A 15,335-nucleotide genomic window follows, 5' to 3' on the forward strand; every position below is an offset into this window, starting at 1 on the left:
AAAGCTTTCGGGTGACGCATGTGACGCTTTTTCCTAATGCACGGTCTATGGTGAAAAAATATATTCATTAGAAAACATGTTTTTTTGAATAGAGAGCGCAGTAAGAACAAGCGTCACATGCGTCACCACCCCGATGGCTGATCACTCCGCGCCCAGCCAGCGATACGATCAAGGGAACAGGTAAACCCATACCTATTAACGTAGAGCTAGCTCTTCGGGACCAATGGTTTTTAACCAAACGCCCAGCCCACCTAACTGACACGTCCGAGCCATGTCCGCCCCCATCCGGAGGGACAGACACGGACAACCCCGTCTAAGGGTGTCGTGGTGTCTGGTGGGGGAAATAGGCATGGGGTGGCTTTCAGCGCCCTGCCCTTGCATGGCGCCACGTGTTTAGGATTTTGGCCAAATTACGAACGATCAACACTTTTCCAACTCAAAATAAACAAGGCCGAGGGCGACATTTTTTGCCGCACCCCGGATGCGGATCTAAAGAAATACAACAGCTTCAGTCTGGCTTTTTCTTACCAAGTGTCTCGTCAAAAGACACGCCCATTTGATCGCCAATTTTTTGCAGCAGTGGATATTGCACCGCCATATCCATGATGGATTCCATCGCAGTCGTCACAGGTGATTTCGGCCCAGTGTCGCCATCGCTTCTGCCAGATCCGCCAAGCCCTGTCACATGATTAACGTTGATCGAGTTGATCTTTTCAGCTGGCTTAACCATTTCACTGACAATCTTTGGCATCGCTTCAAGGCGCGCTTTCTCCAGCTCCATCGCGATTAAAGTATCAGAGCGTGAGTTCTCAGCTTCGATATGTGCGCGGTTTGCTTCTGCCTGAGCGAGCTTAACCGCTTTTTCAGTTTCTGCTTCTTCGCGCCGTGCTGCGGCCTTGTCTTTGGCTGTCGCTTTGTCGCTGTCTGCCATGATTGCCGCGCGCGCAGCAGCAGTGTTTGCGTCTGATTTCACAGAGATGTCGGCAAGTTCCGCGCGACGTTCCGCTTCGGCCATTGCACGCACAGTCGCGAGTGCCTCGGACGCTTTCACAGCTTCTGCACGCGCTGTGTCGGCCTCTGCTTGCGCGCGGCTTTCTTCCTGAGATTTCGCGAAAATTGCAATCTCGCGATCTTGCTTGGCAATAGAGAGCGCTTGCTCACGTTCCACTTCAGCAGCTTGGATTGAGCGTTCCATGTCGATTTTCGCTTCTGTAGCCGCGCGCTCGCTCTCAGCTTTACGTTTCGCAACTTCTGCGATTTGTGCAGCCGCAAGTGTTTCGATCTCTTGTTGCTGCGAGATCTCCGCGCGCCGTTCTTCCAGATCAATTTCAAGTCGTTGACGCGAGGCTTGCATAGACGCGCGACGCACAGACACTTCGCTATCTGCATCAATCTCTGCACGCTCCTTTTTGGATTTTGCAATGACCTCTGCCAGTTTGCGCATTCCTACCGCGTTAAACGCATTGTTCTCGTCCAAAGATGAAAACGGTGTTTGATCGAGACCGGTCAAAGACACGCTATCGAGTTGTAGCCCGTAGCGCGCAAGTGTGTCTTTCAACCCATCACGTACTTCACCCACAAACTGCGCGCGGTTCTCGTGCAGCTCATCCATTGACATGCGAGCCGCTACAGAGCGCAATGCATCGACCATCATACCATCAATCAGGTTGCGCAGCTCGTCGCGCTGAAAAGTGCGCTTGCCAAGGGTTTGTGCCGCACGTGTGATAGAATCCTCGTCAGGGATCACGGAGACGTAGAATTCCGCCCCAATATCGACACGCAAACGATCTTGCGTGATTAAGGATGAGTCTCCGCGTCGATCCACGTCAAGGCGCAGAGTTTGCATATTCACGCGACTGATCTCGTGGAAATAGGGAATCGCAAGCACGCCGCCATCAATCACTACTCGACGCCCCCCTACGCCAGTCCGCAAAAGCGACACTTCGTTGTTGCCCCGCTCATACCACCAAGCAGCAAGTGCGATGATGATTGCCAAAAGAATAACTATGAGAACGATCCAGCCAATGAGCCCCATCTTTTCCCCTCCCTATAAACCGTGCGCGCGGCAGGTCAGATTTGACGCCATGCCACCGTCGGCTTGAATGTTGAAACCTCTGATCCACTGCGTCATGTCCGATAAAAGGAACATAATCACAGGGGCAATATCTTCGGGTGTGCCGGGCCGATCCATCGTGTCACGGTCCTCTGTCGCACGCTCGCCGAGCGTTTGGATAAAGTCGGCTAGGATTGGCGTATCTACAGGCCCTGGACTGACCGCGTTCATGCGAATGCCGCGATCGCGCCAAGTCCAGCGGTTTTGCATGGTCCATGTGATCAGCAGCTCTTTGGAAAAGAAGTAGCTGCGGCCGCCCTCAGATGACACTTTCCAGCGTTCGATAAACTCATCAAGATTGTGGTAATCCAGATGCTCCGCCGCTTTGACCGCATCGACCGCATTCGGCCAGCCATGCCCTGCAAGCGAGGCGACATTCACGATGCTCGCCGCATCGGTTAGTTTCGGAATGAGCCCATAGGTGAGACGTTTCAACCCAAGCCAGTTCACGAGCAACAATCGATTGGCAGGCTGCGTTGGCGGTAGCCCCGCGTTGTTCACCAACCCATCAATGCCCTCTGGCAGCACATCAATCAGAGCATCAATGGTGCGCGGATCCGAGAGGTCCGCACGGTAGAACTCATCAACGTGCTCGAAGCACTTATTGACATCGACGCCCAAAACTTCGGCTCCTTGTTCGGAAAGCACGCGGGCCGTCTCAAGACCGATCCCTGAGGAACTGCCGGTCACCAAAATGCGCTTGCCTTTTACGATATCTTTCATGTTCAAAACACCGGTGGATATTGTTTCTGGCCACGATCAAGCGTGATCCAGCGTGTTTCAGAGAAGCTTTCTTGCGACCAGCGCCCGCCATAACGACCCAAGCCGCTGGCTTTGGTGCCCCCGAATGGCGCATGGGCTTCATCGTTGATCGGCGAACAGTTGATATGGCACATGCCCGTTTGCAGATGCTGCGCAATGTCCATTGCGCGGTATTCATCGACGCTGATAATGCCCGCTGACAGACCGTACTCCGTGTCATTGTTCATCGCGATGGCTTCGGCGTCGGTCTTGAACGTCGTGACCACAGCCACTGGGCCAAAGGTCTCATCACGCCAAATGTCCATGTCTGTCGTCACATCCGTAACAATCGTTGGTTCCACAAAGCGTCCAGTGACCTTACCACCGAGCACGATCTTCGCCCCCTTCGCGACGGCATCTTCAAGCTGGTGCTTCACACGCTCCGCTTGACGTTCGTTAATCAAAGGGCCGATCACATTGGCTTTGTCAGCGGTATTGCCTGTTTTCAGTTTAGACGCGCGTGCCACGAAGCCTTTCATGAATTCTTCATAGACCTTTTCTTGCACCAACACCTTTTCTACGCTCATGCAGATTTGGCCCTGATGCATGAACGCGCCAAAACTTGCAGAGGATGTCGCTCGCTCCATATCCGCGTCTTCAAGAACGATGAGACTGTCTTTGCCACCGAGTTCGATACAGGCCTTTTTCAGATGTGCGCCACATTTAGCTGCAATGCGCCGACCCACCGCAGCAGAGCCTGTGAACGCAACACCTTTGACTTTCGGGTTGTCGACCAACTCATCGCCGACTTCGGCGACATTATCGCGCGAACAGGTAATCACGTTGAACACACCGGGCGGCACGCCGGCTTCCTCCATAACTTCCGCAAAGAACAAACCGCCCAAATAAGGTGTCTCCTCAGAGGGTTTCAGCACAATCGTGTTGCCCATCGCCATCGGCACCGAAAAGGGACGCGTCGCCAAAATGCCAGGCATGTTCCAAGGGCTGATGATCGCGATCACCCCCATGGGTGAACGCACGGCGTTGGACACTTTGCCATTGAGCGATGGCAGAACTTCACCGATGGGCGCATAGCACGCAGCGGCGGCAGCTTTGAACATTTCGGGCATGACCTTGGTTTCATAGACGCCTTTGCCATACCACCCCCCACCCTCGAACTGGGCGGCAGGGATGTAGTCATCAGCGCGGCGTTCGATGACTTCAGCGGCCTTGAGCATCAGATCTGCTCGCTCTTGAAACTTCAGCGCAGCCCACGCAGGAAAGGCCGCTTGCGCCGCATCAATCGCGCGTTTTGTATCAGCACCCGTCGCGTCAGGAATGCGCGCCCAAAGGGAGCCATCATTGGGGTTAATGTCATCAAACTGGCGCGGCGTTTGATGCCACTGACCATCGACGTATATGCCCTTGATCGCGGGGGCGGAGGTGGCCATGTCTAACATATCAATCCCTTTCGAACTGGCCCGATGGGCGACGGCGGTAAACCTCGACGCGCGGGCGTTTGTAGACTTCAATGACGGGAGGCGGCGCTGGATCTTGCTCTGGCACTGCCTTGGAGGGAACAGATCCGCGCGTTTGTTGCGGCTTGCGCGGTGCGCGGCGGCGGGCGTTCTGCGCGGCTTTTTCGATGTCTTTCAACACCACTTCGATCTTTGAGTTCGCCAATTGACGTGCGGCCGATGCAGTTTCTGGAGCAGTGCCTCTAGGTGCGTCGGCGGAAGTCTTCGTCGCCACTGCAACAAGATCATCAATCGAGCCACCAATCTGTTGCTCCGCACTGCGACGCGGGGTGGGGTCGCCCATCGGTTTTATCGACTTGGTGACTTCGACCCGCGCCGTGGCGTGCGCTGGCGCTTTCGTCGCGCTCTTACTTCCCGCGCCAAGATAGGCACGTTGCACAGCAGGGTCATTGGCCAAGCGCGCGGCAGTGTCTTCATGGGTGACGCGAGTGTTTTCCAGCAAGTACCCGCGACCCGCAATCGCCAGACTTTGCTTGGCGTTTTGCTCGACCAAAAGCACTCCGATGCCGAGGTCTTTCACAAGGGTCAGGTTCTGAAACAGCTCTTTGCACAGCAGTGGTGATAGACCGAGCGAAGGTTCATCCAGCATCAAAATCTCAGGTGCAGACATAATGGCGCGACCAATCGCAACCATCTGTTGCTCGCCCCCCGACATAGTGCGCGCAATCTGACTTTGACGTTCACGCAGCTTCGGGAATTGCATCAACACACGCTCAAGGTTTTCGCGTTCGCTCTCGCGTGCACGGGCAGAATATGCGCCCAGCAGCAGGTTCTCTTCGACCGTCAAGTCGCCAAAAATCCCGCGCCCTTCGGGCACAAGCGCGACGCCCTTTTCGACGATAGCGTCAGAGGACAAGCCTGTCAGGCTTTCGCCGTTGAGCGTCACATCGCCTGAAACTTTGCCTTCGCAGATCCCCGAAATCGCGCGCAGCAGCGTCGATTTACCCGCGCCATTCGCGCCAAGGATCACGACGACTTCGCCTGCATTTACTTTGATCGAGACATCATTGAGCGACGGATGTTGGCCGTAGGCGGCGGAGAGATTGGTGACTTCAAGCATCGTCATCCCCCAGATAAGCACGGATCACGTCTTGGTCAGAGAGCACGCCTTCCGTCGTGCCTTCAGCAATTTTGGCGCCTGAGGACATGACCACGCAGCGATCACAGAGGGAGCGGATCGCGTCCATCACGTGTTCAACCATCACAATCGTGCGGCCCTCATTTCGTAGATTGTGAATCAGCTCAATCCCTGTCTCAAGCTCGGTCGGGTTCAACCCCGCGAGCCATTCATCGAGCAAAAGAACCTTGGGTTCGCCTGCCAACGTGCGCGCCAGCTCGACGCGCTTTTGATCGATATAGGTGAGCGAGGACACTGGCGCGTGGCTCATCGCGTCCATGCCAACGCGCTCCAAAACGCTATGCGCGAAATCTTCGGCATCGCGACCCCAACGGCGTTTGTGGCCATAAACCGCACCTGCCATGACATTTTCCAAGACAGAAAGCCCGGGCAATAATCGTACGAGTTGAAACGTGCGCCCGACACCTTCGCGTGCAATGATCTGAGGGGCAGCGTCAGAAATCAAACGCCCCCGCAGCGAAATCCGACCGTCTGTCGGGGCGAAGACCCCAGATATCATGTTTATCATCGTCGTCTTGCCAGAACCATTAGGCCCAATGATGCCAACCATCTCATGTTCGGCCACATCAAAGGACATGTTCGACACAGCCACCAATCCACCAAATCGTTTAGTGACGTTCTTGACCGAAAGGACCGCGCTGGCTTGCTTCATGACCGCCCCCTCGCGCTAGCGCGCAACTGTTCGATCCGCCCGACAAAGCCGTGCGGCAGGAAGTAAACGATCACCAAAAAAGCAACGCCGAGTACCAAGATCGACTGATTGGAGAAGTTTGAATCGACCCAGTTCCAGATCAACAAGAACGGGATGACACCAACCACAGGCCCCCAAAGCCGTCCTGAGCCGCCCAAAAGCGCCATGATGACGACGAAGAAACTCAGCTGGGGGGAGAAGACTTGATTGGGTTCAATGTAGCTCCAACGCGGGGCGATAATGGCACCGACGATGGCTCCGAAAACGCCAGTGGTTGTGAACAGGATCACCTTCGCCGTGGCGGTGTTGATGCCGACGTGACGCGCGACGGTTTCATCGCCGCCGATGATGCGCAGCGCAAAGCCAAGGCGCGAACGGCTGATGATCCATCCCAGAAGGTAGACGCAACCCGCAGTCACAAGCAGCATCCAATAAAGATGTGCATCGGTGAAGTCCGTCAAAACATAAAGGCCGCGAGAGCCGAGGAAATTGTTTTGTACCCAACTCACAAGATTGCGGATCATTTCTGCCAAACCCAGCGTAAAGATCACGAAGTAGACCCCTGACAAACGAAGTGTCGCAAGTCCGATCAGCGCAGCAAGAACGCCACCAATTACAGCAGACAGCGCCAGCATCGACCAGAAACTCGCGTCATAATCGCTCATCCCAGAGCCAACGACGAAGCCGCCAACCCCAAAGAATGCAGCAGAGGCGAGCGAGATATAATGCGTCGGGCCAGAGAACAGCATCCACGATGTGGCAAGCGCTGTGTACATCATCACATCGACGCCAATCCCAAGCCAATAGCCATTGGACATCATAGGCCAGAACGCAGCCAGCGCTACAAGCACACCTGCCCAGATAAGCTCTTGCACCGTTGCAGGCTTCATACTGCACGTCTCCCGAACAGGCCTTGCGGGCGGAATAGAAGGATGATGACGAAGATAAAATAGGCGGCGGCAAGTGTAAGGCCCGGATCAACCAATGTGGCGACACCTGTTTCCACAAGGCCAAGGATGATCGCCGCAACAATCGCCCCGCGAATTTCGCCAACGCCGCCCATAATGACGATGATAAGCGCTTTGAGCGTAAAGACGACGCCGATAGAGGCATCAAGCGTGATGAAGGTTGAAATCAACGCGCCGCCGACAGCGGTGATGGTGCCGCCTAATGCGAATGCCAAAGCAGAGGTGCGCGGCACGTTGATGCCCACTAGCCCAGAGGCTTCGGTGGACACGGATACAGCGCGCACCGCGACGCCCGGGCGTGTGTAATGCAACCAAATATAGAGCGCGGCGGCGATGAGCACCGCGAGCAAGAAAGCGACAAGACGGTTCAGCGATGTGGTCGATCCCAAGATCGAGATCGGTTCGCTCAGGTATTTATAAAAGAAAAAGCCGCCCTCAATCGAGACCATGATACCGATGAAAATAAACGACATGCCAAAGGTGGCGAGAATGCTATCGACCTCAAGCGCGCCTTGCGATTTGGAACGCCGCACAAGAGGTGTCAGTAGGAAACGATAGATCAACCAGTTGCCGATAAAGGCGACTGGGATCACAAGAATAACAGTAAGGATCGGGCTGATTTGCGCTGTCGTGTAAAGCCAGAATGCGGCCAAAGCCCCCAAGACCAACACCTCGCCATTGGCGAGGTTCATGATGCGCGCAACACCGTATTGCAAATTCAGACCCATCGCGACAAGCGCATAAGTGCCTGACAACAGCAGCCCGGAAACGAGTATGTCCAGCATGAAATCCCCCGAGAGTGGTCGGGCGGGAATATCCCCGCCCGTGCCAGTTCTTTTTACTCAGACCAACCGCTTTTGGCGCGCACAGGAACCGCACCTTCCACGTTAGATCCCTTCACACCGCGAAAGACGCCGTCTTGCCATTGGCCCACGGACCAGAAGGTGTTGGAGAAGTTGTTGGTAAAGCTCAGCTCGCCCATAACCGTATCAAACGAGTTGTCTTTTATGTACTGAGTGACAACATCGCGATCCAGCGTGGCCGCGCCAACAATCGCCTGCTCTAGGATTTGCAAGGATGCGTATGTGTTGGCAGAGGCCCAATAGTCCGCGACTTCGCCCGTGATATCCATATGCGCTTTGCGGTAGGCCGCAATCGCTGGGTTATCCACATCAGTACCGCCAGCACCCAAGACGTTGTTGATCTTGTTGCCATAAGCGCCTTTGAACGCTGGGAAGCTTGTCGCAACCGCAGAGTAATAAAGGTTCACGTCGAGGTCTTCGATGATCGCCTGCTCGGCAAGACCGAAGCTATCAGGTGGGTAGGACCAAGCAATAAATGCCTTCGCGCCACTGTCTTTGGCACCCTTCATCACGGGGCTCAGATCAGGCGTGCCAAGTGGATAAGACTTGTCATAGACAATGTCGAAACCCGCTTCGCCGAACAGCTCGCGCGCGCGATCTGCAAGCTCAATCCCGAAGGCATCAGCCACGTTGACCATCGCTACCTCGTTACCGATTGCGCCAGCGTCACGTTGCTCGATCAAAATTTCTTTCACACCGTCAACGAAGGCGGTTGTCGTACCAAGTGTGAAGAACAGGTTGGGATAACGCGTTGTCAGCTCTTCCATTTTGTCGGTAATCGCAGAGACGGCAATCATCGGGTATCCGAACTTGCCATAGATTGGCGCGGTCGCGATGTTAAAGCCGGTGCCATAAGGCGCGACGATGAAATCGACCTTGTCTTGCGTCGCAAGACGCTGCGCCAATTTGATGTGCTCGCCAGGATTAGTTTTGTCGTCATACTCGATCAGCTCGAGCATTTTCATCTTGCCACCAACGTCCAAGCCGCCGCGCGCGTTCACTTCTTCCACCCAAAGGCGCACGTTGGGCCACTGCGTTACAACAGCGCCACCCGCAAGAGGCCCAGTCTTAGGTGCAATCGCACCAATTTTAATCATATCTTGAGCAAACAAAGATGTACCGGCAACGGCCAATGCTGCTGCAAGGCCAAAAAAGCTTCTTCTATACATAGATCTCTCCCTGGATCGTTGTGGCAGATGGCCCGTTACGATGCCGACTCGTTTGTGGTCGGAGGACCTTATCTGCAAATGGTGCATTGAATTTGTTCGTTAAATCAATGCATTTGTTAATTAATTTTCTACTACGCAGATGTTACTCCGCTGGTTCTGCCATCTTTGGCGCGACGATAGACTCCTCATAGGATAGCTCTCCAAGCCCATCTTCAAAGATATTGCGTTCGGCAATCCACTCACGAGATTCATCAAAGATTTCACGCGAATAAGGTTCAAACACAATGCGTTCACCAGGGCCGAACAGTCGCGTGTCCATCTGATCCTTGAAACGCTCTGGGAATTCGTTGCGATAGTAATGCGTGTAGAGCTCTTGGCGCAGGTCAATGTCTTTCTGTGCCATGCGCAAGGCACTGAAGTACTTCTCCACATCCTCAAGATCGGCATCTTCTGCGACCATAGCCGCCATCATGAACGAAGTGTCGAGCACCTTGCGATAGCCCAGTTGTTCCATGAAATAATAGGGTCCGCTGAACAAGCTGACCGCCGGCACAGCGCCATCAATCAGGTTTTCCATCCGCTTGAATAAAAGGCCGTCAGCAAAGCTAAGATTGATCTCATTGTGCGACAGAAACGACTCGAGCGCTTGGATCGTAGAGTAGTGGCTGCCCGATTGGTAACCGACTGAAATCGGAACATTCGCTAGATCTTCAGGGGTCCTAATGGCGCTGTCATGCGGCACGAAGATACCGCATGGAGAGACCGAGTAAGCATTTGCATAAAGCTTGCCATGACCTGATGCCGCCGCGACGTTGACCGTCCAATGACAAGCTGAACTGACATCGCAGGTGCGTCCCTTTTCAAAGGTTTGATACGCTCCGACGCGATCCCCAAGATCGTGGCGATCACCTGCAGCAGAAAGCAGTTGATCTTCCAGCTCATATTCGAGACCGACCTCATCAAAATAGCCTTTCTCGACAGCAATCCACTCATGCAAGCGCATGTGTGGCGCGATAATAAACTTGCTCATAGCATCCCTCCCGAACGTATCTGTAACGTCAGTTTGGCACTCACTAAGTCGATAGACCAACCCTATAACATTGATATATGTTATCGATTAATTCGATGGTGTAGAAAAGAATCGCTTATGAACAAAGCCCTACAAAGAATAGATTTCGCCGCTTTAGAAACGCTCTGCTTGGTCTATCGACTACGCTCTTTCACCGCTGCGGCGGAAGCGCTTAACATCAAACAATCCTCGGTTAGCTATACGGTTGAACGGTTGCGCAGGTCGTTTTCAGATCCGCTTTTTGTGCGTCAGGGCAATCAAATTTCGCCGACAGATCGATGCATCGAACTTGTTGAAACAGCCGAGCGCATCTTGGCTGACATTGAGCGCACATCGCACCCTATCGAGTTCGACCCCGGATCCCTCGAAACGACCCTCTCGATCTCGGCAACGTATCTGTCGCGTTCCGTTCTCTTGCCAAAGCTCGTGTCGGATCTGAGGCGCGAGGCTCCAAGGTTAAAAATTGATCTAATCACAGGTTTCACCAATGCAAACAAGCAGTTACGAACAGGCGCCGCAGACGTGGCGCTGTCTCCAATGACAATCAACGAAAGCGGACTTTACGGAAAATTCCTGTTTGAAGATCCTTATGTCTGCTTGATGGACCCTACCAATCAACTCGCGAAAGGCACATTTACACCTGAACGATTTGCCGCAGCGTCGCACATGATAATTCACTATGGGCAAACTTGGCAGCCTCCGTTTCGCAAAGCGCTCAAAGACATTGGCCATGTCATTAATCCGACGCTCAGCACTGCTAACCCCGAAGATGTCGGACTGATGGTTCCAGGCACGGATCTTGTCGTGACAATGCCCTCACGGATTGCGCAGCAGTTCACGCCTCAACTGGTTTTTCGACCCTGCCCCGTCCCCGCATCCGCGCAGATCAATTGCTATTGGCCCGCGCGGCATAACAGTTCGTCTTTGCACATCTGGTTACGTGAGAAGATTTTTCTAATTGCGAGCGAAGAAAAGGAATAGCAAGAGTAAGTAACGCAGTTTCTGAATAATCCGTGTGGAAATTCCGGAAGACACAGTAGACCAATTTGCGTGCGATTTTCGCGGTCGAAAAAGTCTCGAAGAGAATTCTTCATTAGCAGGGTGATCACATTCCACCAGTCACAGCATGGAAGATGAAGGAATTTTGAGTGACGACCTAATCAACTTTGAGGCTAATCTAAGTCTGCCATGTAAAGGCTATCAGTGTGATTGGCCTCCTCTGATTGGTAAGATTGGGGGCTGAGCTAAGTTAATCATTTGTAAAAATGTGAAATGAACAGGCAGAAATCTAAGTCTATTAGCTAGAGGAGTAATAAAAATGTCAGTTAATCACCTTCTGAGGCTAGGTTTGTTTCTATTGGTGGCGGCCCTCATAGCCATTCCCAACAATCAAGCATTTGCTCATTCTGGCGGACTAAACTCGCAAGGCTGCCATGCGGGTAGCCGACCGTATCATTGTCATCGTGCACCAAGTGAAATGGTTGGAAATCGGCTGAGGTCTGATCTTGGCAGCAGATCACGAGAGTGTTTGAGAGGACCTACTCCTTCACGTCAAAGTGTTTTGGTGATTCAGCAAGCACTGACCCGACACTGCAATAACTTGGGGCTTAGTTTTGTTGATGGGGTCTATGGGCAACGGACCGTTACAGCACTTACTAGATTTCAACGTGCTTATGGTCTTGTCCCAGACGGCGTTTACGGACCTAGAACCCAAGCTGCACTTCGAAGTCCGATAAATGGGCGCTGTTGACATGGTCGAGCTTATTGGGACGGACTGTTTAAAGGTCTGAATTTTTATTCGAGGTATGGTTAAAACAGCTGGTACAGACCACCACTAAACGCTGAATAGGTTGGAAACGGAGCAACGGTATAGATGGAAATCACAGGTGAAATCATTGAATGCCTACCCGTTAAATCGGGACAGTCAGCCAATGGTGAGTGGCGGAAGCAAGAGTATGTTTTGCAGACAGATGGTCAGTATCCAAAGAAGATTTGCTTCATGGCGTGGGGTGAGAAAATCGAACAGTTCGCCATCCAGCAAAATGAGACTGTACAGGTGTCCATCGACCTCGAAAGTAGAGAATATAATGGGCGCTGGTATACCGATGTAAAGGCTTGGAAGGTGTCCAGAGATGGGTCTAGTGCTGATGTATCCTATCCGGCAACTGGCCAAGATGATGGCTATGGTTCATTAGAAAGCAGCCCACCCCTGACAAACGATGATATTCCTTTTTAGGTTATCACACCCGTGGACAACACTCTTCACCCAGCCAATGCACACAAGCAGCGATGCCCCAGATGTCAGCCACCACTGAACCCTGTAGTCGTTCATGGGCATGAACAGTGTGCCATTTGTAAGTCTAACATCTTTGAGTGCTGCTCGGGTGATACCTGTGAGACTGACCACAACCTGAGTGTTGGGTACAAGCGTGGCTAGATCAGATATAATAAAATTGACTGCTGGCAGCACCTGTTTAACCTATAACCGCATTGGGCCCAGCACAATTATTGTCAATTATTGAAGTAAGTTTGGAGAAATAGAGATGTTAAAAAAATTAGTATTTTCAACTTCCGCTATCACAATAACGTTGTTATCGGGCACCATAGCTAACGCTCAAAACTTTGATGGTGTGTATAGTGGTTCATGGGATGGTACCAAAACAGCGATGAGTTGTGATTTGGATTATCAAGGTAGTGATGGTGGACCAAACGTGATTTATCAACAGCAATATTTTGGTGTAGAAAGTTACTGTGATCTTAAAAACCCTACATCAATACGTGGAATTGACGGAATCCTATATGATGCAGAGTGTAGTGAGGAAGGAAGTACCAGCACTTCGAGGATGCTACTGATACGTAGTTTTGATCAGGTTTTCATGCATCATCATGGATCCATGAGAGAGCTTTTCGTTTGTCGTTAAATATTAAGCTGCGTTTGCGTGAAGCTCTGGTGATACTCGTGAAACGGACCACAACTTGAGTGTTGGTTATAAGCGTGGCTAGATCAGAGCCATGAATCATATCTATGCTCTCTTCTTCTGTCTGATGGCCTCAGCCTCACTCACTTTGGCTGAAACCGACCCCGTACCATACGAGGATTTTCTGGCAGAGAATGACATCTCGTTCACAGCATCTGAGGTCCTTGACGAATACAGGAGTAATGGATGTGAAGAGAACGAAGGCGTTAGAGATTACAGGCCGATCAGGTTGCGCAGTTTGTGGATGACGCATGCTCACGCGATCCAAAAGCGCGAGAAAAAACGAGTGACGTTTATTAAGCATATAAATACTGGGCTCAGGAGAACGGCATAAACCAATTGATGAGCCATAAAGGCCTGCGAGAGCGCTTAACACGATTAGGGCTAGGCGAAGACCGCGACAGGAAAGCCCGATACGTTAAAGGCCTTAGAGTTATAGTTCGAGGCCCATTCTCCTGACGCTTGTGACGCTTGCGACGCATTTTTCTACTGCTGCACGGTCTATGGTGAAAAAATATATTCATTAGAAAATATGTTTTTTTGAATAGAGAGCGCAGTAAGAACAAGCGTCACATGCGTTACCACCCCGATGGCTGATCACTCCGCGCCCAGCCAGCGATACGATCAAGGGAACAGGTAAACCCATACCTATTAACGTAGAGCTAGATCTTCGGGACCAATGGTTTTTAACCAAACGCCCAGCCCACCTAGCTGACACGTCCGAGCCATGTCCAGACGGACACGGACATCCCCCTAAAGGGGTGTCCAGTTTTTTTGGTGGGGGTGAGGCAGGCGGTGGGTGGTACGGCTTGCGGCGTAGTGTCCTTGCTCGTAGTTTAATTAAGAGCAACGTACTTAGAGGGACCGCAGATGATCAGACCTCTCTTGATAAGCCTTATGTTAGTCGCGGGAATTCCAGGCATTGCGGCGGCTGCCAGCTTTGACTGCGACAGAGCAGCGACGGAGACTGAGATCGCTATCTGCAACGATCCGGAGTTGAGCCTTTTAGATGAAATGTTAGCGAGTTTATTTCAAACGAAAGTTTCAATTAATTTTGAATCTGAGCTACAATCTGATTATGGAGATAAAGTTCTATTCCCCAGCTTTCTGAGCACGGATACTCGAGCTAAACAACGTCTTTGGATTAATGATAATCAATTAAACTGTAACTCAAACACTATTTGCCTGGTGCGTTCTTACCTTGATCGAATAAGTGACTTTTTCGCATTAAAAGACCAAGACGACGGCAGACTAGATGGATCGTGGAGAATTACTGAAAAGCAGTCGATCCCTGGACGAGATTATACAGTCGTTACTTGGGAGATCGACACAAATACTAATGATGATTATGGCTGTTTTTCGGAAACATATAAGCCCATATTTTTTGCAATTACGGTTCATAATTCTGAAGGTAAATTAATTGACCATAATACCGAATTGCTCCCTGCACTAACGAACCCTTGCGTGATGCTTGAGTATTCCATTGAGGGTCTCGATGGGAATAACTTCAGCTTATCTACGCATACTAGGATGTCAGCGGGTGGTTGGGGGGCAGGCGGAGAAACTTTTACCTTTAAAATAAATGAAGATGAAATTCTCTTAAAAGAATATTCGAAACTATATTACGCTAGAAATGTTCATTTGTTTGAAATGACTGTCCTAGACTTTAAGAACAAGTTACTTAAGATCGAGTATGATAATGATTCAGAAGAAGTGCAGACAGTAAGGGGAAAAAATATTGATCCCGGAGAGAAGTTAGAGTACGTTTTACATGTAGATAATTTACCCTTTTTGAGCTTTAATCACGCTAATAGCTCGTTGATGTATGATTTGATTGAGCGAGCCGAATAATTACTTTTACTTAAAACCTCAATGGTCTGATAACATAGAATTTTACCATATAGGAAAGGCTGGGTTATGCTTCTAATCTGATATTTGGCATCGCTCAAAAAGAACTCCTGAGCCTCCCCCTTTGACGTGGTCCGCCCCTATAGTAAGGAAAGCGGAGGACAGGAGATTAACATCAAGAGACCCAAGCTGGAAGAGATTGTCGTGAAGTTACGGCAA

The 15,335-nt window shown here is 51.5% G+C and carries 14 protein-coding genes; 5 read left to right on the top strand and 9 right to left on the bottom strand.

The genetic code is table 11. The features are described 5' to 3' along the window. Positions 1 to 508: 508 nt before the first annotated feature. From QZ280_RS01510 to QZ280_RS01550, 9 genes are all read right to left on the bottom strand, one after another. The gene (locus tag QZ280_RS01510) at positions 509 to 2,035 is read right to left on the bottom strand and encodes a flotillin domain-containing protein (protein ID WP_293440458.1); all 1,527 of its coding nucleotides are present in this window, start codon (positions 2,033 to 2,035) and stop codon (positions 509 to 511) included. Between the two features lie 12 nt (positions 2,036 to 2,047). Then, complete coding sequence (locus QZ280_RS01515) at positions 2,048 to 2,836, bottom strand: coniferyl-alcohol dehydrogenase (protein WP_293440460.1); 789 nt, start codon at positions 2,834 to 2,836, stop codon at positions 2,048 to 2,050. A gap of 2 nt (positions 2,837 to 2,838) precedes the next feature. Then, on the bottom strand, positions 2,839 to 4,314 hold the full coding sequence (locus QZ280_RS01520) for an aldehyde dehydrogenase family protein (RefSeq protein WP_293440462.1): 1,476 nt from the start codon (positions 4,312 to 4,314) through the stop codon (positions 2,839 to 2,841). Between the two features lies 1 nt (position 4,315). After that, entirely contained in the window at positions 4,316 to 5,452 is a 1,137-nt protein-coding gene (locus tag QZ280_RS01525; RefSeq protein ID WP_293440464.1) for an ABC transporter ATP-binding protein, read from the bottom strand. Continuing rightward, positions 5,445 to 6,182 carry an ABC transporter ATP-binding protein gene (locus QZ280_RS01530; protein WP_293440466.1) on the bottom strand — a complete coding sequence of 246 codons (738 nt, stop codon included), beginning with the start codon at positions 6,180 to 6,182 and terminating at the stop codon, positions 5,445 to 5,447. Before QZ280_RS01530 ends, QZ280_RS01525 begins: the two co-directional genes overlap by 8 nt. After that, positions 6,179 to 7,111 carry a branched-chain amino acid ABC transporter permease gene (locus QZ280_RS01535; RefSeq protein WP_293440468.1) on the bottom strand — a complete coding sequence of 311 codons (933 nt, stop codon included), beginning with the start codon at positions 7,109 to 7,111 and terminating at the stop codon, positions 6,179 to 6,181. Before QZ280_RS01535 ends, QZ280_RS01530 begins: the two co-directional genes overlap by 4 nt. Then, positions 7,108 to 7,974 carry a branched-chain amino acid ABC transporter permease gene (locus QZ280_RS01540; RefSeq protein WP_293440469.1) on the bottom strand — a complete coding sequence of 289 codons (867 nt, stop codon included), beginning with the start codon at positions 7,972 to 7,974 and terminating at the stop codon, positions 7,108 to 7,110. The genes QZ280_RS01535 and QZ280_RS01540 overlap by 4 nt, the downstream gene beginning before the upstream one ends. Before the next feature lie 53 nt (positions 7,975 to 8,027). Then, positions 8,028 to 9,221 carry an amino acid ABC transporter substrate-binding protein gene (locus QZ280_RS01545; protein WP_293440470.1) on the bottom strand — a complete coding sequence of 398 codons (1,194 nt, stop codon included), beginning with the start codon at positions 9,219 to 9,221 and terminating at the stop codon, positions 8,028 to 8,030. A gap of 142 nt (positions 9,222 to 9,363) precedes the next feature. Further along, positions 9,364 to 10,251 (bottom strand): hypothetical protein, encoded by an 888-nt coding sequence (locus QZ280_RS01550; RefSeq protein ID WP_293440471.1) that lies wholly within the window; start codon positions 10,249 to 10,251, stop codon positions 9,364 to 9,366. 117 nt (positions 10,252 to 10,368) lie between these two features. Between QZ280_RS01550 and QZ280_RS01555 the strand changes: the two genes are divergently transcribed. The 5 genes from QZ280_RS01555 (at position 10,369) to QZ280_RS01570 (ending at position 15,119) form a co-directional block, all read left to right on the top strand. Next, on the top strand, positions 10,369 to 11,271 hold the full coding sequence (locus tag QZ280_RS01555; RefSeq protein WP_293440473.1) for a LysR family transcriptional regulator: 903 nt from the start codon (positions 10,369 to 10,371) through the stop codon (positions 11,269 to 11,271). A gap of 337 nt (positions 11,272 to 11,608) precedes the next feature. After that, the gene (locus QZ280_RS16175) at positions 11,609 to 12,040 is read left to right on the top strand and encodes a peptidoglycan-binding protein (RefSeq protein WP_365734033.1); all 432 of its coding nucleotides are present in this window, start codon (positions 11,609 to 11,611) and stop codon (positions 12,038 to 12,040) included. A 123-nt stretch (positions 12,041 to 12,163) separates the two neighbouring features. After that, positions 12,164 to 12,526, top strand: a complete 363-nt coding sequence (locus QZ280_RS01560) for a DUF3127 domain-containing protein (protein ID WP_293440475.1) — start codon at positions 12,164 to 12,166, stop codon at positions 12,524 to 12,526. A gap of 307 nt (positions 12,527 to 12,833) precedes the next feature. Further along, entirely contained in the window at positions 12,834 to 13,211 is a 378-nt protein-coding gene (locus QZ280_RS01565; protein WP_293440477.1) for a hypothetical protein, read from the top strand. Between the two features lie 927 nt (positions 13,212 to 14,138). Next, a complete protein-coding gene (locus tag QZ280_RS01570; RefSeq protein ID WP_293440479.1) occupies positions 14,139 to 15,119 on the top strand; it encodes a hypothetical protein in 981 nt (326 codons plus the stop codon). The last annotated feature ends 216 nt before the right edge of the window (positions 15,120 to 15,335 follow it).

The organism is Planktotalea sp. (genome assembly GCF_018607995.1).
GTDB lineage: Bacteria > Pseudomonadota > Alphaproteobacteria > Rhodobacterales > Rhodobacteraceae > Planktotalea.